Annotated in this window: 22 protein-coding genes and 1 pseudogene; 12 read left to right on the plus strand and 11 right to left on the minus strand. The window is 67.4% G+C overall.

Annotated features, from left to right (window positions below; genetic code table 11):
- The first annotated feature begins 46 nt into the window (after positions 1 to 46).
- Positions 47 to 3,346 carry an error-prone DNA polymerase gene (locus ACQ858_RS07195; RefSeq protein WP_431276054.1) on the plus strand — a complete coding sequence of 1,100 codons (3,300 nt, stop codon included), beginning with the start codon at positions 47 to 49 and terminating at the stop codon, positions 3,344 to 3,346.
- On the opposite strand, the gene ACQ858_RS07200 is transcribed toward ACQ858_RS07195, so the two are convergent.
- From ACQ858_RS07200 to pobA, 4 genes are all read right to left on the minus strand, one after another.
- Positions 3,343 to 4,347 carry a S1C family serine protease gene (locus tag ACQ858_RS07200; RefSeq protein ID WP_431276055.1) on the minus strand — a complete coding sequence of 335 codons (1,005 nt, stop codon included), beginning with the start codon at positions 4,345 to 4,347 and terminating at the stop codon, positions 3,343 to 3,345. The two genes, ACQ858_RS07195 and ACQ858_RS07200, sit on opposite strands and share 4 nt — an antisense overlap.
- 7 nt (positions 4,348 to 4,354) lie before the next feature.
- On the minus strand, positions 4,355 to 4,738 hold the full coding sequence (locus ACQ858_RS07205; protein WP_431276056.1) for a response regulator transcription factor: 384 nt from the start codon (positions 4,736 to 4,738) through the stop codon (positions 4,355 to 4,357).
- A complete protein-coding gene (locus ACQ858_RS07210; RefSeq protein ID WP_431276057.1) occupies positions 4,735 to 5,616 on the minus strand; it encodes a S1C family serine protease in 882 nt (293 codons plus the stop codon). The genes ACQ858_RS07205 and ACQ858_RS07210 overlap by 4 nt, the downstream gene beginning before the upstream one ends.
- A 142-nt stretch (positions 5,617 to 5,758) precedes the next feature.
- On the minus strand, positions 5,759 to 6,931 hold the full coding sequence (pobA, locus tag ACQ858_RS07215) for a 4-hydroxybenzoate 3-monooxygenase (RefSeq protein ID WP_431276058.1): 1,173 nt from the start codon (positions 6,929 to 6,931) through the stop codon (positions 5,759 to 5,761).
- 98 nt (positions 6,932 to 7,029) lie between these two features.
- Between pobA and ACQ858_RS07220 the strand changes: the two genes are divergently transcribed.
- Entirely contained in the window at positions 7,030 to 7,974 is a 945-nt protein-coding gene (locus ACQ858_RS07220; RefSeq protein ID WP_431276059.1) for a helix-turn-helix domain-containing protein, read from the plus strand.
- A gap of 21 nt (positions 7,975 to 7,995) precedes the next feature.
- Here the strand turns inward: ACQ858_RS07220 and ACQ858_RS07225 are convergent, their stop codons facing one another.
- Positions 7,996 to 8,514, minus strand: coding sequence for an aspartate carbamoyltransferase (locus ACQ858_RS07225; RefSeq protein WP_431276060.1), 519 nt, complete (start codon positions 8,512 to 8,514; stop codon positions 7,996 to 7,998).
- 197 nt (positions 8,515 to 8,711) lie between these two features.
- Here ACQ858_RS07225 and ACQ858_RS07230 point away from each other — a divergent pair, with 197 nt between their 5' ends.
- The gene (locus ACQ858_RS07230; protein ID WP_431276061.1) at positions 8,712 to 8,957 is read left to right on the plus strand and encodes a hypothetical protein; all 246 of its coding nucleotides are present in this window, start codon (positions 8,712 to 8,714) and stop codon (positions 8,955 to 8,957) included.
- A gap of 100 nt (positions 8,958 to 9,057) precedes the next feature.
- Here ACQ858_RS07230 and ACQ858_RS07235 read toward each other — a convergent pair whose 3' ends face one another.
- Positions 9,058 to 9,207 carry a hypothetical protein gene (locus tag ACQ858_RS07235; protein ID WP_431276062.1) on the minus strand — a complete coding sequence of 50 codons (150 nt, stop codon included), beginning with the start codon at positions 9,205 to 9,207 and terminating at the stop codon, positions 9,058 to 9,060.
- On the opposite strand from ACQ858_RS07235, the gene ACQ858_RS07240 reads away from it, so the two are divergent.
- Together ACQ858_RS07240 and ACQ858_RS07245 are read left to right on the plus strand one after the other, a co-directional pair.
- Positions 9,206 to 9,592: a cytochrome b gene (locus tag ACQ858_RS07240; RefSeq protein WP_431276063.1), complete on the plus strand. Its 387-nt coding sequence runs from the start codon at positions 9,206 to 9,208 to the stop codon at positions 9,590 to 9,592. The genes ACQ858_RS07235 and ACQ858_RS07240 overlap by 2 nt on opposite strands.
- Positions 9,589 to 10,296 carry a VIT1/CCC1 transporter family protein gene (locus ACQ858_RS07245; RefSeq protein ID WP_431276064.1) on the plus strand — a complete coding sequence of 236 codons (708 nt, stop codon included), beginning with the start codon at positions 9,589 to 9,591 and terminating at the stop codon, positions 10,294 to 10,296. The genes ACQ858_RS07240 and ACQ858_RS07245 overlap by 4 nt, the downstream gene beginning before the upstream one ends.
- A 13-nt stretch (positions 10,297 to 10,309) precedes the next feature.
- On the opposite strand, the gene chrA is transcribed toward ACQ858_RS07245, so the two are convergent.
- From chrA to ACQ858_RS07265, 4 genes and pseudogenes are all read right to left on the minus strand, one after another.
- Complete coding sequence (gene chrA, locus ACQ858_RS07250) at positions 10,310 to 11,545, minus strand: chromate efflux transporter (protein WP_431276065.1); 1,236 nt, start codon at positions 11,543 to 11,545, stop codon at positions 10,310 to 10,312.
- 69 nt (positions 11,546 to 11,614) lie between these two features.
- Positions 11,615 to 12,019, minus strand: coding sequence for a tannase/feruloyl esterase family alpha/beta hydrolase (locus ACQ858_RS07255; RefSeq protein ID WP_431276808.1), 405 nt, complete (start codon positions 12,017 to 12,019; stop codon positions 11,615 to 11,617).
- A 415-nt stretch (positions 12,020 to 12,434) separates the two neighbouring features.
- Positions 12,435 to 13,379 (minus strand): annotated as a pseudogene (locus ACQ858_RS07260) (tannase/feruloyl esterase family alpha/beta hydrolase); the annotation flags it as partial.
- A gap of 193 nt (positions 13,380 to 13,572) precedes the next feature.
- Positions 13,573 to 15,333 (minus strand): glycoside hydrolase family 28 protein, encoded by a 1,761-nt coding sequence (locus ACQ858_RS07265; RefSeq protein WP_431276066.1) that lies wholly within the window; start codon positions 15,331 to 15,333, stop codon positions 13,573 to 13,575.
- 10 nt (positions 15,334 to 15,343) lie between these two features.
- On the opposite strand from ACQ858_RS07265, the gene ACQ858_RS07270 reads away from it, so the two are divergent.
- Complete coding sequence (locus ACQ858_RS07270) at positions 15,344 to 15,751, plus strand: hypothetical protein (protein WP_431276067.1); 408 nt, start codon at positions 15,344 to 15,346, stop codon at positions 15,749 to 15,751.
- A gap of 168 nt (positions 15,752 to 15,919) precedes the next feature.
- On the opposite strand, the gene dmeF is transcribed toward ACQ858_RS07270, so the two are convergent.
- Complete coding sequence (dmeF, locus tag ACQ858_RS07275) at positions 15,920 to 16,885, minus strand: CDF family Co(II)/Ni(II) efflux transporter DmeF (protein ID WP_431276068.1); 966 nt, start codon at positions 16,883 to 16,885, stop codon at positions 15,920 to 15,922.
- Positions 16,886 to 16,931: 46 nt separating this feature from the next.
- On the opposite strand from dmeF, the gene ACQ858_RS07280 reads away from it, so the two are divergent.
- The 6 genes from ACQ858_RS07280 (at position 16,932) to ACQ858_RS07305 (ending at position 23,819) form a co-directional block, all read left to right on the plus strand.
- Complete coding sequence (locus ACQ858_RS07280) at positions 16,932 to 17,207, plus strand: metal/formaldehyde-sensitive transcriptional repressor (protein ID WP_431276069.1); 276 nt, start codon at positions 16,932 to 16,934, stop codon at positions 17,205 to 17,207.
- A 65-nt stretch (positions 17,208 to 17,272) separates the two neighbouring features.
- A complete protein-coding gene (locus ACQ858_RS07285) occupies positions 17,273 to 19,969 on the plus strand; it encodes a LuxR C-terminal-related transcriptional regulator (RefSeq protein ID WP_431276070.1) in 2,697 nt (898 codons plus the stop codon).
- A 211-nt stretch (positions 19,970 to 20,180) separates the two neighbouring features.
- Positions 20,181 to 21,029 carry a TauD/TfdA dioxygenase family protein gene (locus ACQ858_RS07290; RefSeq protein WP_431276809.1) on the plus strand — a complete coding sequence of 283 codons (849 nt, stop codon included), beginning with the start codon at positions 20,181 to 20,183 and terminating at the stop codon, positions 21,027 to 21,029.
- Between the two features lie 54 nt (positions 21,030 to 21,083).
- Positions 21,084 to 22,142, plus strand: a complete 1,059-nt coding sequence (locus tag ACQ858_RS07295) for a 3-keto-5-aminohexanoate cleavage protein (protein WP_431276071.1) — start codon at positions 21,084 to 21,086, stop codon at positions 22,140 to 22,142.
- A 20-nt stretch (positions 22,143 to 22,162) separates the two neighbouring features.
- A complete protein-coding gene (locus ACQ858_RS07300) occupies positions 22,163 to 22,723 on the plus strand; it encodes an RBBP9/YdeN family alpha/beta hydrolase (RefSeq protein ID WP_431276810.1) in 561 nt (186 codons plus the stop codon).
- Positions 22,724 to 22,847: 124 nt separating this feature from the next.
- Entirely contained in the window at positions 22,848 to 23,819 is a 972-nt protein-coding gene (locus ACQ858_RS07305) for a quinone oxidoreductase family protein (protein ID WP_431276072.1), read from the plus strand.
- Positions 23,820 to 23,829 lie beyond the last annotated feature (10 nt).

Raw genomic sequence — 23,829 nt, forward strand, 5'->3', positions numbered from 1 at the left:
CGCGGAACCGGCTTGGCCGGGCCGCCGGTGTTGCCCCCGGCAGGGGGTGGGCGGCCACACGAAGTGGGCAAGCCTGGGGGAGCTACCGGATTACGCGGAGCTGCACTGCGTCACCAACTTCAGCTTCCAGCGCGGCGCCTCCACGCCCGAGGAAATGGTGGAGCGCGCCTATCAGCTCGGTTATTCGGCGCTTGCGATCACCGACGAATGCTCGGTCGCCGGCATCGTGCGCGCGCACGTCGGCCTGCGCGAACTGCCGGCCAAGCTCGATGCCTACGAGAAGGATCACCCCGAAGAACCGCCGACCCCGCGCAACCCGACATTCCGCCTGCTCTTCGGCAGCGAGTTCCGCTTCGAGCGCTTCCGGCTCGTGGTCATCGCGAACGACACCGAAGGCTGGGGCAACCTCTGCGAGTTCATCACCGCCGCGCGCAACACCGAGCTGCCCAAGGGCGATTACCGCGTGCGCTGGGAGGAGAGCGACGTCGCCTCGCTCATGCATTGCCAGATCCTCTTCGTGCCCGATCGTCCCTCCGGCGGCGCAGTCGATTGCGCCATGCTGCACGAAGACCTGCTGGCCGCGCGTGCTCTCTATGGAGACAACCTCTGGCTCGCCGTCGAGATGCTCAACGAACTCGACGACGACCTCTGGTTCGTCACGCTGGTCGAGGCGGGCGAGCGCGCCGGTGTGCAACTCGTCGCGGCCGGCGACGTCCACATGCATTCACGCGGACGCAAGCCGTTGCAGGATGTGCTCACCGCCGTGCGCGAAGGCTGCGCCGTGGCCGAATGCGGCTTCGCGCTGCAGTCCAACGCCGAGCGTCATCTGCGCATGCGGATGCAGCTCGCCCGCCTCCATACCGGCGAGATGCTCGCCAACACGCTGCGCGTGGCCGACCGCTGCCGCTTCGATCCCGAGGTGATCCGCGAGAACTACAAGTACCCGCTCGAAAGCGTGGGCAGCAACGAAACGCCGGCCGAGACGCTGGTGCGCAAGACGTGGGAAGGCGCGCGCGACAAGTACCCCGGCGGCATCCCGAAGAAAGTCTCCGGGCAGCTGGAGCGCGAGCTCGCGCTGATCATCGAGATGAAGTACGAGATGTTCTTCCTCACCGTCGAGGACATCGTGCGCTACGCCCGTTCGCAGAAGATCCTCTGCCAGGGCCGCGGCTCGTCGGCCAACTCGGCGGTGTGCTTCTGCCTCGGCATCACCGCGATCAACCCCGACACGGGCCACTTGCTGTTCGAACGCTTCCTGAGCCGCCATCGCCACGAGCCGCCCGACATCGACGTCGACTTCGAGCACCAGCGGCGTGAGGAGGTCATCCAGTACATCTACAGGAAATACGGCCGCGAGCGCGCCGCCATCGCCGCCGTCGTCATCTGCTATCGCACCCGCAGCGCGCTGCGCGACGTCGGCAAGGCGATCGGCATCGATGCGCGGCTGGTCGACGAATTCGCGAAGGACCACTACTGGTTCGACGATGCCGTGCTCGGCGAACAGCTGCGCACCGCCGCCGAGCGCGTGAACGTGCAGGAAGACGAGCTCAAGCTGCGCCAGTGGATCGATCTCACGCACGCGCTGCGCGGCTTTCCGCGTCATTTGAGCCAGCACGTGGGCGGCTTCGTGCTCACGCATACCAAGCTCACGCGGCTCGTGCCTGTCGAGAAAGCCTCGATGAAGGACCGCTCCGTCATCCAGTGGGAGAAGGATGACCTCGAAGCCATGGGCATGCTCAAGGTCGACGTGCTCGCGCTCGGCATGCTGAGCGCGATCCGGCGCGGGCTCGAGCTCATGAACCGCTGGCGCGGCACCGCGGTGGAGATGCACCACATCCCCAACGACGACGAAGCGGTGTTCGACATGATCTGCGACGCCGACACCATCGGCGTGTTCCAGATCGAGAGCCGCGCGCAGATGTCGATGCTGCCGCGCCTGAAACCGCGCTGCTACGAAGACCTCGTGATCGAGGTCGCCATCGTGCGGCCCGGGCCGATCCAGGGCGGCATGGTGCATCCCTACCTCAAGCAGCGCGAGCGCCTGCGCAAGGGGCAGACCATCACGTACGAGAAGGACGAACTGCGCCCCGCGCTGGAGCGGACGCTGGGCGTGCCGATCTTCCAGGAGCAGGTGATGCAGATTGCGATGATCGCGGCCGACTTCAGCGCCGACGAGGCCGACCAGCTTCGCCGCGCCATGGCCGCGTGGAAGCGCAAGGGCGGCCTCGGCAAGTTCCACGACAAGCTCGTGAACGGCATGGTCAACAAAGGGTACAAGCCGGCCTTCGCGGAATCGATCTTCAAGCAGGTGATGGGCTTCGGCGACTACGGCTTTCCGGAAAGCCATGCCGCGAGCTTCGCGCTGCTGGTCACCGTGAGCAGCTGGCTCAAGCACTATGAGCCCGCGTGCTTTCTCGCTGCGTTGCTCGATGCCCAGCCGATGGGCTTCTACAGCCCTTCGCAGCTCGTTCAGGATGCGCGGCGGCACGGTGTCGAAGTGCGGCCGGTCGATGTGGGCATGAGCGAGTACGACAGCAGCATCGAAGCCCGTGCGCCCGACGCACCGCGCATGCCGACCGGCACCGATGCGCGCCATGCCGATCGCCTCGGGAATGCGAATCAACCGGCCGTGCGCTTGGGCCTGCGCCGCGTGTCCGGTCTCAGCGAGGCCGGCGCGGAGCGCCTTCTCGCCGCGCGCGCGCTGACGCCCTTCACCAGCACCGAAGACCTCGCGCTGCGCGCCGAACTCGACGGCAAGGACATGGGCGCGCTGGCCGCCGCGGATGCGCTGATGTCGCTTTCCGGCCATCGCCGCCAGCAGGTGTGGGACGCGACCGCACAGCGCCGCGCGCCGGCGTTGCTGCGGGGCGTGCCGATCAACGAACCCGGCTTGCAGCTACCCGCCGCACCGGAAGGCGAGGAGATCGTCGGCGACTACGCCTCGCTCGGCCTCACGCTGCGCCGGCATCCGCTCGCGCTGCTGCGCCCCCGGTTGGCGCGCATGAACCTGATGAGCGCCGAGCAACTGCGCCTGCTACCCAGCGGCCGGGCGGTGCGCGCCTGCGGCATCGTCAAAGGCCGCCAGCGCCCGCAGACCGCCAAGGGAACCATCTTCGTCACGCTCGAGGACGAGACCGGCAACGTCAACGTGATCGTGTGGGGCCACATGCTCGAAGCCTGGCGCGAGGCGGTGCTCAAGTCCACGCTGCTGGCCGTGCAGGGCACCTGGCAGCGCGATACGGACAGCGGCGGGAACGTACAGCATCTCGTGGCGACGGGGTTCAAGGATCTGACGCCGTTGCTGGGTCGGCTGGTGCACAGCAGCAGGAGTCGGGACTTCCACTAGCGCCGCGCCGCGGCGATCGGCGGCCGTTCCTGCGCCGTCACCGATCGCTTGATGAGCCGCCCCTCGCGCAGCACGGACACCGCCACGCTGCGGCCGATGCGGTCCGCGCTCAAGAGCCGCAAGAGATCGTCCGCCCCCGCGACCACCATGTCGTCCAGCGCCACGAGGATGTCGCCGACGCGCAGGCCCGCCTGTTCGGCCGCGCTGCCGGGTTGCACCTCGCCGACGCGTACCGCGTTCGCGCCCGAGTGGATCGCCAGCGCCACGCGGCGCGGCAGCGGCACCGTCTGCGCCGCGATGCCCAGATGCGCGCGCCGCACGCGGCCATGCGCAACGAACTCGCCGATCACGAAACCTGCCGTGTTGCTCGACACCGCGAACGCCAGCCCTTGCGCGCCCGCGATCATCGCGGTGTTGATGCCCACCACCTGACCCGAGGCCGCCACCAGCGCGCCGCCCGAGTTGCCGGGATTCAACGCCACGTCGGTCTGGATCACGTCGTCGATCAGATGCCCGCTCTGCGAGCGCAAGGAACGACCGAGCGCCGAGACGATGCCCGCGGTGATCGTCGATTCGAAGCCCAGCGGGTTGCCGATGCCGACCACGAGGTGGCCACGCTTGAGCACCTTCGAATCGCCCAGCGTCGCGGTCGCGGCGCCGCGCGGCAGCTCCACGCGCAGCAGCGCGAGATCGGTCGCCGGGTCGTCGCCGATCACTTCGGCCTCGCGGTCGCCGGCCTCGGTGCTGCCCACGCGCACGCGGCGCGCACCAGCGACCACGTGGCTGTTGGTCAGCACGAGCCCGTCGTTGGCAATCACCACGCCCGAGCCCAATCCGCCGCGCCGGCCCGCCGTGCCGCTTTGCACGCGCACCACGGCCGGGCCGACGCCGTCGGCCACCGTCGCGACCGCGCGGGAATAGGCATCGATCAGCGCGTCCTGATTCAACTCTGGAGCGCCGCCATCGATCGTCGATGACGAAGAAGCAGGTTCGTCGAACATGTCCGTCTCACAAATGAATGACGCCTTGCCGCACCGCCTGCGCGACAGCGTCCGTGCGGCCTGTCGCATCGAGCTTGTCGAGCAGCGAGCCGACGTGGAATTTGGCCGTGTGCACCGAAATGCCCAGACGCCGCGCGATCGCCTTGTTCGATGCACCTTCGGCCATCAGCGCCAGCACTTCGAGCTCGCGCGGGGTCAGCGTCGTGTCGTTGTCGTCGGATGCGGGCGTGGACCCGGCCATCGCCACCATCGTCACGTCCGCCGGCTCGCCGCGCTGTGCGATGCGCAGGCCGGGTGCTTCCGCGAGCGACGCGAGCAGGCGCTCCGACAACTCGGTGTCGTCGATGTCGATCGCGACCACGATCGGTTCCGCGACGCGCGAGGTGCTCAATCGGCGGGCCTTTCGCCGACGGTGATCGGCAGTTCGAGGGGCTCGCCCGCGCGGCGCAGCGAGAGCTTCACGACGGTACCCACGCTCGCCGGCCCGAGCGCGCGCGGCAACGTGTGCACGCCGCGCACCGGCTCGCCGTTCCACGCGAGGATCACGTCGCCTTGCCGCGCGCCGGCGATCGCGGCAGGGCCGTCGCGGTCGATGCCCATCACCATCGCGCCGATGCCGTCGGGCTCCACCTTCACCGGCTGCAGCGCAACGCCGAGATAGCCGCGCGGCACGCGGCCATGCGCGGCGAGCTGCGAGGCCACGCGCTCGATCGTCGCGCCCGGAATCACGAGCACGCGCCCGCGCGGCCCGAATACGCCCATGCCGATCGCCCGGCCGCCCGCATCGAGCACCAGCCCGCCCTCGACACTGCGCCGTAGCACGAGGCCGAGCTCGATCCGCAGGTCGATGTCGCCGCCGCGCAGGCTGCGCCACGCCGGGCCCACGAGCGAAACCACGCCCGCTGCCGCAACCGCCGTTCCGGCCTGCGAGCCCACCGCGAGCGCGATCGAGCCGGCGCGCACCGGCGCGGCATCGAAGGCGATCGGGGAGGGTGCCCTGCCTTCGACGCGAAGCAGCGCGATATCGGTGGCGGCATCGCGGCCGACGATGCTCGCGCGCAGCTTGCCGCCGTCCGGCAGCAGCACGGCCACGTCGCCTTCCTCAGGAAGCGCCTCCTCGGAGGTGACGATCAAGCCATCTCGCCAGACGAAGCCGCTGGCGCGCGATCGTGCGGCATGCATCGCGACCACGCTGCGGGAAGCGGCAGCCACCGCGTCCGCCATGGCGGCGGACAGTTGTTCGAGAGACGAAATCATCGTGTCGGCCATGGGAGCTCCTTAGATGGCTTCATTGTGTGAAGCCACAGGGGCGGCGCCACTGCCCGGTTGGGCAGGGGCGGTGATGGCCGAACGGGGCGGCAGCGACTAAGACTTCGCTGTCATGTTTCCGGCGAAGGCCGGCGCGGGCGCATCAGAACGGCAATCCGACGTAGTTCTCGGCCAGAACGCCCTTGGCGCGATCGGAGGACAGCAGGTAGTCCAGTTCGGTCTTCTGCAGTTCGTTGTCGTAGCCGCTATTCTGCGGGAAGTTATGCAGCATCGTGGTCATCCACCAGGAAAAGCGCTGCGCTTTCCACACGCGGGCCAGCGCCTTGGCCGAATAGTTGTCCAGACCCGAGGAATCACCCTTGAGGTAGTGGTCGACCATCGCGTGGTAGAGGTAATAGATGTCCGATGCGGCGGTGTTGAGGCCGCGTGCGCCCGTGGGCGGCACGATATGCGCCGCATCGCCTGCCAGGAAGAGGCGCCCCCAGCGCATCGGCTCTGCCACGAACGAGCGCAGCGGTGCGATGGATTTTTCGATCGAAGGACCGGTGAGCAAGCGCTCGGCCACGTCGGCCGGCAGTCTGCGCTTGAGCTCCGCCCAGAAGAGCTCGTCCGACCATTCATCGACTGTGTCCGAGAGCGGCACCTGGATGTAGTAGCGGCTGAGCACCTGGGAGCGCATGGAGCAGAGCGCGAATCCCCGCTCGTGCTTGGCGTAGATCAGCTCCGGCGACACCGGCTTGGTTCGCGAGAGCACACCCAGCCAGCCGAACGGATAGACCTTCTCGTATTCGCGCAGCACATCGGCGGGGATCGACTTGCGACTGACGCCATGGAAGCCATCGGCGCCGATGACGAAGTCGCAGTCCACGCGCAGGAGGTCGTCGCCCTTGCGGTAGCTGACCCACGGCGCGTCCGATTCGAGGTCGTGCGGCCTCACGTCCTGTGCGTCATGCACCACCTGTCCGTTCGCGCGGTCACGTGCCTCGTACAGGTCGCGCGTCAGCTCGGTCTGACCGTAGACCATCACCGAATGCCCGCCGGAGTACTTGTGAAGATCGATCCGATCCAGATGGCCGTCGTGCGCGATGAAGAACCCATGGTGAATTTCACCCTCCCGGTCCATGCGCTCGCTGCACTGCGCTTCGCGCATCAGCTCGGCAAAGCCATGTTCCAGAACGCCGGCTCGGATGCGCGCCAGCACGTACTCGCGGCTGTGCTTTTCCAGCACGATGTTCGAGATGCCCTTGAGATCGAGCAGTTGGGACAACAGCAGTCCGGAAGGGCCGCCGCCGATGATGCAAACCTGGGTCTTCATGCGAGTCTCCTTGATTGGATGCGCGCCGGGGATCGGCGGCACAGGCCGTACAGTAGGACGCGCCGGGCCGCGGCGGAATGGCTGGATCGAGCCACTACTTGTACGATTCGAACATCATGCGCGCACCGGGGTCACAGGCAGGCTCGATCCGTTCCTACAGTCTCTTTGGCGAACTGGGCCAGCTTCCGGACGTCTTGCACTGCGAGACGATCGCCGCGCGTTCAGTCCTGCACAGCTGGGAGCTGGCATCGCATCGCCATTCGCGGCTGCATCAGCTCTTGCTCTTGCGGGAAGGCAGCGGCAAGGCCTGGCTTGAATCCGGGTTTGTGGCGCTGGGCAGGCAGACCCTGGTCAACGTTCCCGCCGGCGATGTGCACGCCTTTTCTTTTTCGCCCGGGACGCAGGGCTGGGTCCTGAGCCTGCCCGACGAATTGGTAGCGCAGCAACTGGGCAACGAGCCCGTGCTGAGCCACTCGCTCGCGCGCGCGGTCGCGGTGTCGCTGAAGGCAGATGCCGCGACGCAGTTGCAGTCGTTGTTCTCCTCCGTTCTGGAGTCCTACGGCCAAGAGGGCGCCCCGGGACGTTCGCTCGTGCTGCGGGGCCTGGGCACGGCCGTGCTCGGATTGGCGGGCAGGGCAGTTGCAGAGGCTTCGGCCCATGCTGCCGATTCCGTCGGGTCGAGGGTCCTGAAGCGTTTCGAGGCGCTGCTGGAGCAGCAGTTCTGCTCCGCATGGCGGGTCAGTGACTATGCACAGGCCCTTGGCGTGACGCCCACCCATCTGAGCCGCCTGGCCCGAGGCGCCACGGGTTCGCCCGTTTCGCGTCTGGTCGAAGCGCGTCGAATGCGCGAGGCGCGCCGACAACTTGCCTACACGACGGCGAGCGTCGCGGCCGTCGGGGAACTGCTGGGCTTCGACGACCCTGCTCATTTCAGTCGGGTTTTTGCCCGCACTTGCGGTTGTTCGCCCCGGGCCTTCCGCGCAAGCGTCACGCAACCCGCGGATGGCTCATTCGTGGGACATGTCGATCCGTCGCCACCGTGATGGGCCGCCGGCCCGCCCGGACTATCGTTGCGGCATGGCGTCGTGCATGGGGTGGTGATGGCCGGCCATCGCATCGGGTCCGTGGTCCGAAAGCTGGGCGTCGATCCAGGCATGCAATGACGAGACGAGTTTCGGGTCGGCGGTCCGATAGGTCAGCTCGGCGCCGCCATCCACCTCCCTGTAGTCGATGGCAATCTGTCCCGGCCCAGCCGCCTGGAGTTGCGAAAGACCGGGCATCTGGTCGCCGTGGATATGGGACGGTCCCGAAAAGTCGCCCTTGAGGAACTGGCCTTGAATCTCGTGAAGATGCGCGCGTATCAGCTCGACCTGCCGCTTGTCGCCGGCGTTCCTGGCCACGACCCGCTGCACGCCTCCGTCGGCGGTCTTGGTGAAGATGTGCGTCGTCGCCTTGAGGCTGAACGGCATGACGTCCGCCCCGCGCCGGGCGATCTCGGACTGGCGTGCCGGGTCGGCAGCGTGTGAATACAAGGGCAGAAGGAGGAGGGCGGCGGCCGCGGCGCCCCAGAAGTGCTTGGTCATAGGAGGTGCCTGGAGAGAGTGTCGAGGCCGCATTCTGCCCGGAGCCCCAAAGTCAGCCGCCAGCGTGCCCGACCGGGACATGGCCCATCTCCTCTGTTCGGAGGTTGCCACCGGTGCGGTAGGCGCGTACCCTGCTACGAGCGAAGGCCGAGAGGGCGAAAAGCGCCAAACCGGCCTTTCGCATGGAGGAGCTTGCCATGCAACCTCAAGTATTTCGTCCCATCGTCTTCGCAGGCCTGGTGATCGTGGTGTTCTCCGCGTGCCAGCCGCAAAGGCCGGCCGTCCACGCAGCACTCATGGACAGCGATCCTGCCGGATATGTGGGGCAGGCAGCAGCCAGCCCGGTCGGAACGCGCCCCGTCACGTACTTCGGAGACATGTTCTCGAAGGAGGAGGCGGCGCTGGGCGCCAAGCCCCCGGAACTCGACGCGCCGACGTTCTGACGCCGACGCAGCAAGTCCAGCGGTCGTCACTGCGCGCCCGGCCGCCACGCTCGTGGCCGGACCGGTTGACCTCAGCTGTCGTTCAGAATCGAGCCCGACATTACGGAGGGCTCGACCGGTTCGTCGATCCGGGCCGCGCCACCGAGACGCCAGTCGCGTTGTCGTCGGGGCCGGCCTGCGTGCTCGCGCAGATGGCCGGCATTGCATTGGAGGCCCGCACCGGGGCTTCGCCGTTGATGGAGAGGAACATGGAATTGAAGAACTCGAGAAGCCGCTACAGCACGTCGCTGATCGGTCTGCATTGGCTGACGCTCTTGCTTCTCGTCGCCGTTTACGCCTGCATGGAATTGCGGGGACTCGCCCCGAAAGGAAGCGACCTGCGAGCGAATATGAAGTCTCTGCATTCCCTGCTCGGTCTGTGCGTGCTGGCGGTCGTCATCGTCCGGATCGGCGTGCGTTGGAATGCAGGGGCCGCGCCCGAAATCCGGCCGTCCACGGCAGCCTATTTCCTGATCGGCATGCATGCTGCGGCGGCATTGCTCCATCACTATGTCATGCGCGACAACACGCTTGTGCGCATGCTTCCTCGCGGCGCCGCTCCCAGCAAGAACTGGACAGGTAGCGAAGCGCGATGAAGCCGCTCCACTACCGCGCACATTTCGAGCGACACCGCACCGAACGCATCGGCTGGCTGCGCGCCGCCGTGCTCGGCGCCAACGACGGCATCATTTCCACCGCCAGCCTGGTGGCGGGTGTCGCGGCGGCGCAAGCGAGCCACGCCAACATCATGACCACCGCGGTGGCGGGCCTCGTGGCAGGCGCCATGTCGATGGCCGCCGGGGAATTCGTCTCGGTCCACTCCCAGGCAGATACCGAGAAGGCGGACCTGGAGCGCGAGCGCGACGAGCTGGCCACAGACGGCGAGGCAGAGCTTCGGGAACTGACCGCGATCTACGTGCGCCGCGGTCTCGAGCCTGTACTCGCCAATGAGGTCGCCACCCAATTGATGGCGCATGACGCGCTGGGTGCGCATGCGCGTGATGAGCTGGGCATCTCGGAGGCACTTAGTGCGCGTCCGCTGCAGGCGGCCATGGCGTCCGCCGTGAGCTTCGCCGTGGGTGCGGCCATGCCGCTCACCGTTGTGGCGCTGGCGCCGGAGCGTTCGCTGCTGCAATGGACCGTCGTCAGTGCCGCCTTCTTCCTGGCGTTGCTCGGTGCCATCGCCGCCACCATCGGCGGCACGCCCGTGGCCAGGAGTGCCATGCGCGTGACCTTTTGGGGCACATTGGCCATGGCAGTGACGGCGGGGGTCGGTGCGCTCTTTGGTGCGCCTCCCTGACGCCCTTCTCGGCTCAAGCCAGGAAAGCCCAGCCGGCCGCTGCTGCAAGCAGTACCACGATGAGGGGCGACACGCGGCCGTAGACGAGCAGGGCGAACGCCGCAAGCGCAGTGGCGAAGTCCGCCCGCGTGTGAATCGCGCTGGTCCACACGGGGTTGTACAAGGCCGCGAGCAGGATTCCGACCACCGCGGCATTCACCCCGGCCATCGCCGACTGCACCGCGGCGCGTTCCCGAAGCGCATCCCAAAAGGGCACCGCTCCGACCACGAGCAGGAACGCAGGGACAAAGATCACGACCAGGAGTGCGAGCCCGCCTGTCCAGCCTGAGAACGGCCCGTGCATCACGGCGCCCAGGTAGGCTGCGAACGTGAACAAAGGGCCGGGCACGGCCTGCGCGGCGCCATATCCGGCCAGGAACTGCTCGTTCGTGACGACCCCTGCCGGAACGACCGTCGCCTGCAACAAGGGCAAGACCACATGGCCACCGCCAAAGACGAGGGCGCCTGCGCGGTAGAAGCCCTCGACGATCGTCCACATCAGCGAGTGGGTCGCCAATGCAACGAACGGCAGAGCGACCAGGAAACCGAAGAACATCGTCAAGGCGACGGCACCCGCAGTCCTTGACACGCCATAGCTCCGATGCGCCACATGCGGCTGTTGCGGCAGCTCCAGCATCCGCCAGCCGACCAGGCCCGCGACCGCGATGGCGATGACCTGCGACAGCGAGGTCGGCAGGACCAGCACTGCAAGCGCCGCGACGATCGCCATGGCGGCGCGCGGGCGGTCCGGACACAGGCTCCTGGCCATGCCCCACACCGCTTGCGCCACCACAGCGACGGCGGCGACCTTCAAGCCGTGCACCGCGCCGCTGTCTGCGAGAGCGCCCCAATGCCCGATACCGTAGGCGAACACGATCAGGGCGATGGCGGATGGCAACGTGAAGCCGCACCAGGCGGCCAGTGCCCCGAGCCATCCGGCTCGTGTGAGCCCGATCGCCAATCCGACCTGGCTGCTGGCCGGCCCGGGAAGAAACTGGCAGAGCGCCACCAGATCCGAGTAGCTCCGTTCATCGAGCCAGCGACGGCGCTCCACGATTTCAGCTCGGAAGTAGCCGAGGTGGGCGACCGGACCGCCAAAAGACGTCAGACCGAGTTTCAGGAAGACGCGCAGCACCTCCAGGGCGCTACCCCGCTCGTGGGGGGCGGGGGCGTTGTGGTTCTCGATGGGCATCCGGCGATCGTATGCCATCGAAAACGCCTGCCGGGCCAAGTCCGCCGGCCCGGTTCCCCCGTCGTCATGTCTGCGTGCATTCAGGTGTCATTGGTGGTTGTTGTCGTCATTGCCGTGCCCGTTGCCGCCATTGGAGCCGCCTTGGTCGCCGTCATCGTCGCGAACCGCCACGCAGACGAAGTTCGCGGCATCCTCGATGCTGCCGTGCCCCACATAGCGGGGCTGCGCCGGGTAGGCGCAGAGGGGGCGGGTGCGTCCGGGCCACGGGGTGTCGGCGGGCGCAGTGCCGATGAGCGCTGACGGCCCCTGTCCCTGCTCGACCCATTTGACGAGTGCGCCGAAGGCGTCGAACTGCGAAGTGGCATACCCGCCGCCGCAGTGGTTCATGCCCGGCACGACGAAGAGGCGTGCGAACTGCTGCGTGCCGCGCACGCCGCCGGAGCGGTCGATCAGGTCGCGATACCAGCCGATGTGGTACTTCGACGAGAACACCGGATCGGCCTCGGCCGCTGTAGACGATCAGCTTGCCCCCACTGGCGCGGAAACGGCGGTAGTCGGTCGAACTGGTGCCCATGAAGTCCATCGCCGACTGCGAATAGATGCCGCCGCGCGCGTAGATCTTCGGGGCATCCACGTCCATGTTGAAGCTGAGCAGCCACGGCATGAAGGCGTCGTTGAGTCCCGGCAGGCTCGGCGCCGGCCCGGCGGTCGTGATGACCGTGCCGGGGTACCCCGGCCGGCCGGCGGTCTGCGAATTGGGCGCCGTGGTGAAGACGAAGGGCAATGCCGCGCCGCCGAGCGTGGTGTTGAGCGAGGTGTTGCCCGGGGCGGGGAAGAGCGGTCCGATCTTCCAGACGCGCCACCCGGGGGCCGCGATGCCCGGGTCCCAGAACCAGCCCGCGTAGAGCGCACGGCCCTTCGAATCCCTGGCGCCGTCGAACACGCTCCTCAACGCGGCAATCTGGTTGGCCGAAAGCAGTCCCGAGCCCTGAGGGCCGAGGGTGCGCGGATCGAAGCGGCAGGCCTGAGGGTTCGAGATGATGCCGTCGGCGAGGCCGTCCTTCGCGTCGCATTTCTTGAGGATCGCGTCGCCGATCGCGCTCAGTTCCGCCGGGGTGAACGAGGTCGCGAGATCCGGAAAGCCGAAGGGCGTGAGCGAACGTGCGGCGCCGGCGAAGGCCTGCGTGTCCCAGGCCTCGGCGACTGCGGCCTTGGGCAGGTCCATCCCGGGGTTGCCGGCGATGACGCCGTCGAAGAGGTCGGGATAGCGCTGCGAGAACATCAGGCCTTCGCGACCGCCTTCCGAGCAGCCTTCGAAGTAGGCGTACCTGATCTTCTGGCGGTAGTAAGTCCGCGTGATCGCCTTGGCGGCCTGCGCGACGCGGGCGGGGCCGTCGTAGCCGTAGTCCAGACGCGCCTGCGGATCGAAGCCGAACTCGGCGTTGCCGGCGACGGCAGAGATGTTGACCGCGGCGTCGTGCCCGCTGTCCGTGGAGACCACGGCGTAGCCTTGATGTATCTGCGCCGCATCGGCGCCGCCGACGCTGCCGTCAAGCCCGCCGCCGCCCTGGTAGTAGAAGCGTTCGTTCCATGACGTGGGCATGCGCAGATGGAACTTCACCGCGTAGCTCTGCCCATCCGCCCCGGTGTGCTGGCCGATGCTGCCGAACACGTCGCAGTGCTCGGGAAGCGTCGCCGTCGCCAGGTTGAGCACGGCGCTGGTGATGGTCGCGCCTTCGATGGTCTGGTTGAGCAGGGCGTTGCACGCGATGGGCGTCGCCGCATGGCTGTAGGCCGTCGCTCCCAGAAGGAGCAGGGCAAGCGGCGCCGGAAGTCGATCCTTGAGGTTCATTCCACGTCTCCTGTTTGTGGTACTGGAGGAATGCGCGCAAGGTTTTGTTTTATAACTAGTTGGTTATGGTTCGCAACTGGTACTTCCGAGCTTGCCGTTTGGACGCCGTATCACGCAGGTCTGGGTGCGCGGGGCGCGCACCAAGGAGGCATCGCACCGCCTCCGAGGACGCCGAGCATCAGTCGACCGTCTTTCAACGCGGATCGGTGACGGTGATGTTGTAGGTCCGGCCTGCAATCAACGTGTTCGTCAGCGTGATGTCGTGCACGTTGTAGGCGTAGATCGGACCAGGCACCGTGGCGCTTGCGGGACCGGTCGCCATGGGGCTGCCGAAATCGCAGTTCACGATGCTCACCCCCTCGATGGCCGGCGCGGTGGGGGCCGGCGCGGGTCCGTTGTAGTCGAAGGCCACGGGGCCTTGCGCCACGATGGCCTGGAAGCACGACCCGGTCGCCCCGCCGAGCGTCACGTTCTTCGCGACGACGTTGGAGATGTTGATGTTCTGCAGCAACGCCGGGCGCGTGCGGATCGCATCCTTGGACGGCTGGTAGTCGCAGTCGAAAGTGATGATTCCGCCTTGCGAGGCCGAGGGGTTGCTGTTGGCCTGCGTGCTCACCCCGATCGGGACGTTGCTGTTGATGGGGCTTCCCGGCAGCATGCTGCTCCCGTAGCCTGCGCCGATCAGGCTGACGCCGTTGGGAAGCGTCACGCCGTCCACGTAGAAATCCTTGACGAAGCCGCCCCGGTTCATATTGGTCTTGATCCGGATCGCGATGTTCAGCGAATTCGTCGCCCAGAACTCGTTGAGCATGGCGAGATTCCGGCAATAGATCTTCTCGACGCCGCCGCCCATCTCGCTGCCCAGCGTGATGCCGCCGTGGCCGCTGTTCATCGTGCAGTTCTGGATGACGTGGTTCTTCGCGGAGCCGTACTCGTTGTCGAGGTTCTTGCCCGACTTGATCGCGATGCAGTCGTCGCCGGTGTTGAAAACGACATCCTCGCAGAGCACGTTGTCGCAGGCGTCGGGATCGAACCCGTCGTTGTTGGGGCCGATGCTGTTCACGGTAACCTTGCGGATCACCACGTTCGTGCAGTCGGTCGGATGGTGCTGCCAGAAGGGCGTGTTCTGGGTCTGGTAGCCCTCCATCAGCACGTTGGTGCAGCCCAGGAATTCGACCATGCAGGGCCGCAGGTCGTGGCCCTTGCCGAAGATCCGCTGCTCGATCGGCACGCCGGCTTCCGACAGTGCCGGTAAGTAGTTCTGGTCTTGCTGCCAGGGCGTGACCGGATTGGTCAGCAGGGTGTACAGCGCATCCGAAATGCCCGGCGCCGCCGTGCGCAGGTCGACGTTGCTGGCGTTGGTGCTGGCCTGCGAGGGCGTGGCTGCGGCACTGACGAAGCCGTAGGCACCGCTGGTGCCCTTGAAGGTCCACCAGCACGTGCTGGTGTTGCCTGTGCCTGCGAATGGCGTCATGGCCTGGCCGTTGAAGACGGACGTGTCGCCTTCGCCGGTGACCGCGACGTTCTGCTCGTTTCTGGCGTAGATGGGTGAGCCGAAGTTCAGGCAATCGTTCGCTTGCCAGCGACTGTAGAACAGCTGTCCGTTGGTGCCGCAGTTGATCGGGCCGTCCTTTGCATAGTCGGCCGGATCGGGGCTGAAGTAGATGGCGCAGTTCTGGCTCAGGTGGAAGTTGACATTGCTCTTCAGGACGATCGGCCCGGCGCAGTACCACGTACCGGATGGCACCACGACCCGTCCGCCGCCGGCGCTGTTGCACGCCGCAATGGCGGCCAGGAAGGCCGGCCGCGAGTCGAACGAACCCGGCGCATGCGTCGTATCGGCGCCGACGCTGAGCGGCGACTTGGCCGGATCGGTGTAGGGACTGGTCGCCGGCACCGTGCTGCATGCCTGCGCTCCGTAGTCAGTGACCAGGAAGTCGCGGCTGGCGAACATCGATTGATTGATGCCCTTCAGGGAGTCGATGATCTGTGTGCCCAGACCGGCGGGCCCCCAGATCGGGTCGGCCGGCGGCTGGGCCGCCGCGGGTGTCGTTGACGGCGCGGTGGTGCCGCTCGGCGTGGAACTCGAAGCGACTGGAAAGGTGGTCGTGCTGCCGCCACCGCCGCAGGCGCTCAGCAACGTGGCCCCGGCCGACGCACTGGCCAAGGCGATGAACGCCCGCCGTCCTGGCGATTGCATGCCTTGCGGCGCGGATGCCGGCACGATCGATTCCGATATTCCAATGCGAGGTCTTTTCATGAGTCTCCTGGTCTTTGTCTTGATGCGGCGTTGCAAGTCATCGGTTGTCAGACAACCTGAAGGAATTATTTACACGCCATTCGACGCTGTCAATGGAAACCAGGATGCCTGATTTGAGGGTAAACACTGACGTAATTGACCCATTTGATGGGCATCTGCCTGCAATCGTTGCTGCGGCGCGGTCGATCCTGAAGGATCGGGTTGTCCTATGAGTTATAGGACAACCGATGACAAATCGCGATCATGAGTGTGCGCCGTCTGGTCATCTTGCCGACGCTGACTACGAACCTCGCGGAAGGTGCACCTCCACCGTGACGTGCGCCAGTTCTTCGTGAATCTCGAGCAGTTGTCGGAAGTGGCCCGGCGTCGCGGCCTGCTGCACCTCCACGGCGAGGATGCATGCGTACTTCGCGCGGCCCACGCGCCAGACGTGCAGGTCGTGGATGCGTGCGGGGACGGGGCTGGCCGCAATCGCTTCGCGGATCTCCTGGACCACCGGCGCGTCCATCTCGGCGTCGAGCAGCACGCGGCTGGTGTCGCGTAGCAGACCCAGCGCCCAGACCGCGACGAGCACCGAACCGACGATGCCCATCGCCGGGTCGAGCCAGCCGAAGCCCCAGAGCAGGCCGCCCAGCAGTGCCGCGATCGCCGTGATCGAGGTGGCCGCATCGGCGAGCACGTGGATGTAGGCCGAACGCAGGTTGAGATCCTGGTGGCCGTGGTGGTGATCGTGGTCATGATCATGGTGCTCGTGACCGTGATGATGGTGATGGCCGTCTTTCAGCAGCCACGCGCAGACCAGATTGACCAGCAGGCCGATGACCGCGACCACGATCGCCTGTTCGTAGTGAATGGCCGTCGGCGAGAACAGCCGTTCGATGGACTGGTACGCCATCCAGCCCGCGACGAGCAGCAGGAAGATCGCGCTCGTGTAGCCGGCAAGCACCTCGATCTTCCAGGTCCCAAACGCGAAGCGCGTGTTGCCCGAGAGCCTGCGCGCCGTGGCGTAGGCCGCCACCGAAAGCCCGAGCGCGAGCGCATGCGAACTCATGTGCCAGCCGTCGGCCAGGAGCGCCATGGAGTTGAACCAGTAGCCGCCCACGATCTCCAGGACCATCATGGCCGCGGTGAGAAGGACCGCGAGCCTGGCGTTCTTTTCGCCCAGCGGATTGCCGTCGTCGAAGACGTGGGAGTGGCCGCCGGCGTCAAGCCGGAATGCCTCGGTATCAGGGGAAGCATGGATCATTCAGATACTGTACCCCAGTATGTGGGGCGACCTAGAATCGACCTTCATGTCGCATACGGTTCTCAACAAGAAACCCCTGCTCACACGCATCCGGCGCATCAAGGGGCAGGCGCAAGCCCTGGAGCGCGCGCTCGAGGAAGACCGCGACTGCGCCGCCGTGCTTCAGCAGCTCGCCGCCATCCGTGGCGCCGTCAACGGGCTGATGCTGGAGGTGCTCGACGGCCATGTGCGCCACCACCTCGGCGCGCATGACGCCTCCCGCGAGGAGCGCGCGGAAGACCTCGACGTGGTCGTGTCGGCGCTGCGCTCGTACCTGAAGTAGCCCAAGGCGATGAGTCTGGCTAGACTGGCAAACCCCGTGGCATCCCCCGCTTGCCGAGGCTTCCAGTGACCACCGAAACCCATCTGCCGGACGGCGCGGGCGACGACCTGCTGCTGCGGGTTTCGCCGCCGAGGGTGCCGCGCCATCTGCTTTCCCGGCCGAGGTTGCTGGCCAACGATCCGGCATTCCGCGGCGTCCCCGCGATCCTGATCCAGGCGCCGGCCGGTTTCGGCAAGACCTCGCTGCTGGCGCAATGGCGCCTGGAGCATCTCTCGCACGGTCTCGTCGTGGCCTGGGTTTCGGCGCAGGCGCGCGACACGCCGCAGCGGCTGGCGCAGGCGCTGGCGATGGCGGTGCGGCGCAGCTCGGGGCGCTCGACCTTCGGCCATGTGCTGCTCGATGCGGTGGGGCCAACCGGCCTCGAAGGCATCACGATCTGGCTGGCGGAGCTCGCGCAGACCGCGCTCGACGTGGTCCTGATCGTCGACGAGGCCGAGCGCCTGCCCGCCGCGTCGCGCGAAGCACTGGGCTACCTGCTGCGCAATGCGCCGCCGAACCTGCGCACCGTCATCGCGAGCCGGCCGGACAGCAACCTCGACATCGACGACCTGATCGCCTACGGCCAGTGCGTGGTGGTCGGCCCGGCGATGCTGCGCTTCAAGCTCGAAGAGACGCTGGAACTGGTTCACGAGCGCTTCGGCACCAGCATCGACAACGACACCGCCGCGCGCCTGCACGCGCTCACCGAGGGCTGGCCGCTGGGTCTGCAACTGTCGCTCACGGTGATGGCGCGCGGCGCCGACGTGGCCGGCATCGCGGGGATCGGCGGGCAGTTGCGCGACCAGTTCATGAAGCTGCTGCTCGCGAATCTCGATGTGTCCGACCGCGAATTCCTCACCCGCATCGCGATCCTCGACCACCTGCATCCGGACCTGTGCCGCAGGGTGGCCGAGATCGACGACGCCACCGAGCGGCTGGCGCGCCTGAGCCGCGACACGCCGGTCTTCGTGGCGGCAGAGCAGGGCGACTGGCTGCGCATGCACGCGCTCGCGCGCGACGTGTTGCGCGAGGCGTTCGCCGCAATGCCGAAGGCGCAGCAGGAAAGCGCACACGCACGCGCGGCGGCATGGCTGGCCGAGCGGGGCATGCTCGAGGACGCGGCGCGGCATGCGCTGGTCGCGGGACAGCGCGAACTGGCCTACGAGCTGGCCGAACGCAGCCTCTACGAGGCCATCGTGACCCACGGCCGGCAAGGCGTGGTGCTCGAATGGCTGGCGCAGTTGCCCGCCGACGAGCTCGATCGTCGTCCACGCCTGCTGCTGGCCGCCGCGTGGACGCTGGCCACGAGCGAGCGCCACGAGGACGCCGGCCGCATGGTCGAGCGCATCCTCGCGCACCAGTCCAAGGACAAGCCCGACCCGACGCTGCAATGCGAATGCGCGCTGATCCTCAGCGGCGCAGCGGTGTTCGCCGACGATCCGGACCGCTTCGCCGCGCTGCACGACCCGTGGGCCGAATCCCCTCCGCTGCGCGACCCGATGCTCTTGCATGTGCATGCCAACCGCACCGCGTACCGCACGCTGCTCGAAGGCAATCCGGCATTGGCACGCCTGCGCCAGCAGCAGTCGCCGCGCGGGGATTTCGGGCGCGGGCAGGGTTTCGTCGGGCGCTGGGGTGAATTCATCATCGGCCTGTCCTACGTCTGGGAAGGGCAGGTGCTGCTGGTCGAGAGCCTGCTGCAGCCGGCTGTCGCCAGCGCCGATGCGGAGCTCGGCCGTCGCAACAGCTTCAGCTGCATGCTCGCGGCGCTCCTGGCTTCGGCGATGTGGGAGCGCGGGCGTCCCGCCGATGCCTCGGCGCTGCTGGCCGACCGGATCGACGTGCTGGAGCGCAGCGGCCTGCCCGAATCGTTGCTGCTGGCCTATCGCACCTTGGCGCGCATGGCGATGGCCGAGGGCGCCGAGCACCGGGCGATGGAGCTGCTCGGCGCGCTCGACGCCGTGGGCTCGGCGCGTTCGCTGCCTCGGCTTCGCGTCGCCAGCCTCCTGGAGCAGGTGCGCATGCACGCGCGGCGCTACCGCGCCGGAAGCTGCCGCGAGCTGTGCCAGCGTATGGACGTCTTGCAGGGCGACCCCTCGTTGCCGCAGGGGCGGCTTTGGCGACGGGGCATCGACGCGCTGCGGGGGCTCGCGCAGGGCTATGCGGCGATCGCGAACCAGGATTGGCGGGCCGCGCTCGAGCCGCTCGCGCGTGCCGACGAGTTGGCGCAGGCGATGCACCAGGGGCGCTTTCGCATCGAGATCCTCGGCCTGCGCGCGTTCGCGCTCGACCGCTGCGGCGAGCGCGCGCTTCCGATGCTGCGCGAGGCGATGGATCTGGCGCAAAGTTACGGGCTCGTCCGCGTCTTCGAGGACGCCCATCCGGATCTCGGCCAGTGGGTGCGGCAGGTGGCCGAGCAGGGCGGCGAGTCCGCCCGGACGACGGCCCCCGCCATTGCGCCCGCGCGCCCGGCGCCGGTCCGCGAGATGCCTCATCCGATCGCCGCACGCGGCATGGTGCTCACCCCCAAGGAGCGCCAGGTGCTCGAACTTCTCGCCCGCAACCTCTCCAACAAGGAGATCGGGCGCGCGATGCAGGTCGGCGAAACCACTGTCAAGTGGCACGTCAAGAACCTGCTCGCCAAGCTGGACGCCGGCACGCGCAAGGAAGTCGTCGTGCGCGCGCGCATCCTCGGGCTGATCCAAGACCAGTCCGGGGGCTGAGGGGAGGGGTCTCCCCCTCCCGCAAGGAGGGGGCCCGAAAGGGCTCCGCTTCCTATTCTTTACGCCTGAGAAGCCGCACCGCGCGGCTCCATCACCCAGAGCCGGCAGGCGCCGCGCTCATCACGGAGACAGGCCCATGAATACGACAGTCGAAGCAACCCCGCTGAAAGGCGCACCCGCCGTGGTGTCGTCCGCCGCGCTGAAAACCTCCATCCAGGTCGAGCGCCTGACCTGCGCCATCGGCGCCGAACTGCGCAACGTCGATCTCGGGGCCGCCTCGCGCGACGCCGAGACGGTGTCCGAGATCCGCGCGCTGCTGCTCGAGCACAAGGTGCTCTTCTTCCGCGACCAGGACTTCACCCGCGCCGAACATGTCGCCTTCGCCCGCCATTTCGGCAATCTTGAAGACCACCCGGTCGCCGGCAGCGATCCCGACCACCCCGGCCTCGTGCGCATCTACAAATCGCCCGAAGTCCCCAACGACCGCTACGAGAACGCCTTCCACACCGACGCCACCTGGCGCGAGAAGCCGCCGTTCGGCTGCGTGCTGCGCTGCGTCGAGACGCCGGACGTCGGCGGCGACACCATCTGGGTGAACATGGCCCTGGCCTACGCGCGCCTGCCGGAAGACGTCAAGACAAGGATCGGCGGCCTGCGCGCCCGCCACAGCATCGAGGCCAGCTTCGGCGCCGCGATGCCGATCGAGAAGCGCCTGGCGCTGCACGCGCAGTTCCCCGATGCCGAGCATCCGGTGGTGCGCACCCATCCGGAGACGGGCGAGAAGATCCTCTTCGTCAACGCCTTCACCACGCACTTCACCAACTTCCACACCGCCGCGAACGTGCGTTTCGGCCAGGACCACGCGCCCGGTGCGAGCCTGCTGCTGAACTACCTGGTCAGCCAGGCCGCGATCCCCGAGTACCAGGTGCGCTGGCGCTGGAAGAAGAACAGCGTCGCCTTCTGGGACAACCGCAGCACGCAGCACTACGCGGTCATGGACTACCCACCCTGCCACCGAAAGATGGAACGCGCCGGAATCATGGGTGAGGCCACGTACTGACACAGCGCTGCATCACCTCATCCAACACCCGACATCTCAACTGAAAGACAAATCATGAACTTCCTCGACGGCTCCCTTTTCCCGGAAAACCAGGACAAGCTGGTGATCACCGCCGCGCCCTACGGGCCCGAGTGGATTCCTTCCGACTTCCCGGAGGACATTCCCGTCACCATGGAAGAGCAGGTGCAGAAGGCGGTCGACTGCTACAACGCCGGCGCCACGGTCCTGCACCTTCACGTGCGCGAACTGGACGGCAAGGGCTCCAAGCGCCTGTCGATGTTCAACGAGCTGATCGCCGGCGTTCGCCGTGCCGTGCCCGACATGGTCATCCAGGTCGGCGGCTCGATCTCCTTCGCGCCCGAAACCGACGGCGCGAGCGCCAAGTGGCTCAAGGACGACACGCGCCACATGCTGGCCGAGCTCGACCCCAAGCCCGACCAGGTCACGGTCACCGTCAACACGACGCAGATGAACGTGCTGGAGCACATGGAAGCCGATGACATCGCCGGCACTTCGCTCGCCGACCCGCAGAACAACGCGGCCTACCGCGAGATGATCGTTCCCTCGGGCCCCGGCTTCATCGAGGAGCACGTGCGCCGGCTGAGCGCCGCGGGCATCCAGAGCGCCTTCCAGTTCTACAACATCAACAGCTACGAGACGGTCGAGCGCCTGATCCGCCGCGGCATCTACAAGGGCCCGCTGGTGATGAACTGGGTCGCGATCAGCGGCGGCATGGACGCGCCGAACATCTACAACCTCTCGAACTTCCTGCGCGCGATCCCCGACGGCGCGATGCTCACGGTGGAAAGCAGCATGCGCAACGTGCTGCCGATCAACATGATCGGCATGGCCATGGGCCTGCATGTGCGCTGCGGCATCGAGGACAACCTCTGGAACCAGTCGCGCACCGGGAAGATGTCGACCGTGAAGCAGATCGAACAGCTCGTTCGCATCTCGCGCGAGTTCGGCCGTGAAGTCGCCACCGGCAAGGAAGCGCGCGAGATCCTGAAGATCGGCGTGTTCTACGAGACCGTCGAGGAGACGCTGGCCGCCAACGGCTTCGCGCCCAACCCCAAGGGCCGCCAGCAGGGTTACCTGCGCCGGGTGGCTTGAAGTTGGGGAGTGACGCCGTGATGCCGACCGTGCTCATCGTCCCGGGCCTGCGCGACCACGTCGCGGAGCACTGGCAGACGCTGCTGGCCGCCGAGCTCGCGGCCAAGGGGCGCGAGGTGCGCACCGTGCCGCCGATGGGGCGCAGCGACCTCGACTGCAAGGCGAAGGTCGCCGCGATCGAGCGCGAAGCGCAGGCCATCGACGGCCCGATCGTCATCGTGGCCCACAGTGGCGGCTGTGTGATGGTGGCGCACTGGGCCTTGCAGACGCGGCGCGCGGTCGAAGGGGCGTTGCTTGCCGCGCCGCCGGATTTCGATCGGCCGATGCCGGCGGGCTATCCGACGCTCGATGAACTGCGTGCCAGCGGCTGGTTGCCGGTGCCGCGCAGGACGCTGCCGTTCCCGAGCATCGTCGCGGCGAGCCGGAACGATCCGCTCGGCGAGTACGCGCGCATCGCGGAACTGGCCCGCGACTGGGGCAGCCGCCTGATCGACCTCGGCGAGGTCGGCCACTTGAATCCCGCGTCCGGTTTCGGCAAATGGCCCCGCGCGGAACTGCTTATCAGCGAATTGACGAAGTAACTGACACCCAGGGCACCCGCGGAACCGGCTTGGCCGGGCCGCCGGGTGCGCCCCCGGAGAGGGGTTGGCGCAGCGACACGAAGTGCGCGCAGCCTGGGGGCGATTTCACATCTAGGAGACAAACATGGCCAAGGCCATTCGCTTTCATGAAACCGGCGGTCCGGAAGTCCTGCGCCTGGAAGACGTCCAAGTCGGCGAGCCCGGCCCGGGCCAGGCGCGCGTGCGCCATACCTACATCGCGGTCAACTTCATCGACATCTACTTCCGCACCGGGCGCTATCCGCTGCCGCTGCCCAATGGACTGGGCTCGGACGCGGTCGGCGTGGTCGAGGCGGTCGGCCCCGGCGTCACTGACATCCGGGTCGGTGACCGCGTCGGCTACCTGATCGGCCCGCAAGGCGCGTATTCCGAAGCGCGCGTGATGCCGGCCGACGTGCTGATCCCGCTGCCGGACGGCGTCTCCGACCGCACCGCGGCCACGCTGATGATGAAGGGCATGACGGCGCAGTACCTGTTCCGCCAGGTCTACCCGCTCAAGGGCGGCGAGACGATCCTGTACCACGCCGCAGCCGGCGGTGTCGGCCTCATCGCCTGCCAGTGGGCACGCGCGATGGGCGTGACGATGATCGGCACCGTGAGCACCGACGAGAAGGCCGAGATCGCCAAGGCCAACGGCTGCGCCTACACCATCGTGACTTCGCGCGAGAACATCGCCAAGCGCGTGCGCGAAATCACCGACGGCAAGGGCGTTCCGGTGGTCTACGACTCGGTGGGCAAGGACACGTTGATGGACTCGCTCGACAGCCTGCAGCCGCGCGGCTCGCTGGTGAGCAACGGCACCACCTCGGGGCCGGTGGTGATCGACTCGCAGCTGCTCGCGGTGAAAGGCTCGATCTGGGTCACGCGGCCGGCGATGATGCACTACATCACCCCGCGCTCGCACATGCTGGAGATGGCCGACGAATTGTTCGGCCACGTTCTCGCGGGCCGCATCGTGAGCGAGCCCAAGCAGAGCTTCGCGCTGGCCGACGCGGCCGACGCGCACCGTGCGCTCGAATCGCGGGCCACGACCGGCGCGACCGTGCTCGTGCCCTGAAGCCAAGGGG

This window comes from Variovorax ureilyticus, assembly GCF_050632185.1.
GTDB classification, from domain to species: Bacteria; Pseudomonadota; Gammaproteobacteria; order Burkholderiales; family Burkholderiaceae_C; genus Variovorax; species Variovorax ureilyticus_A.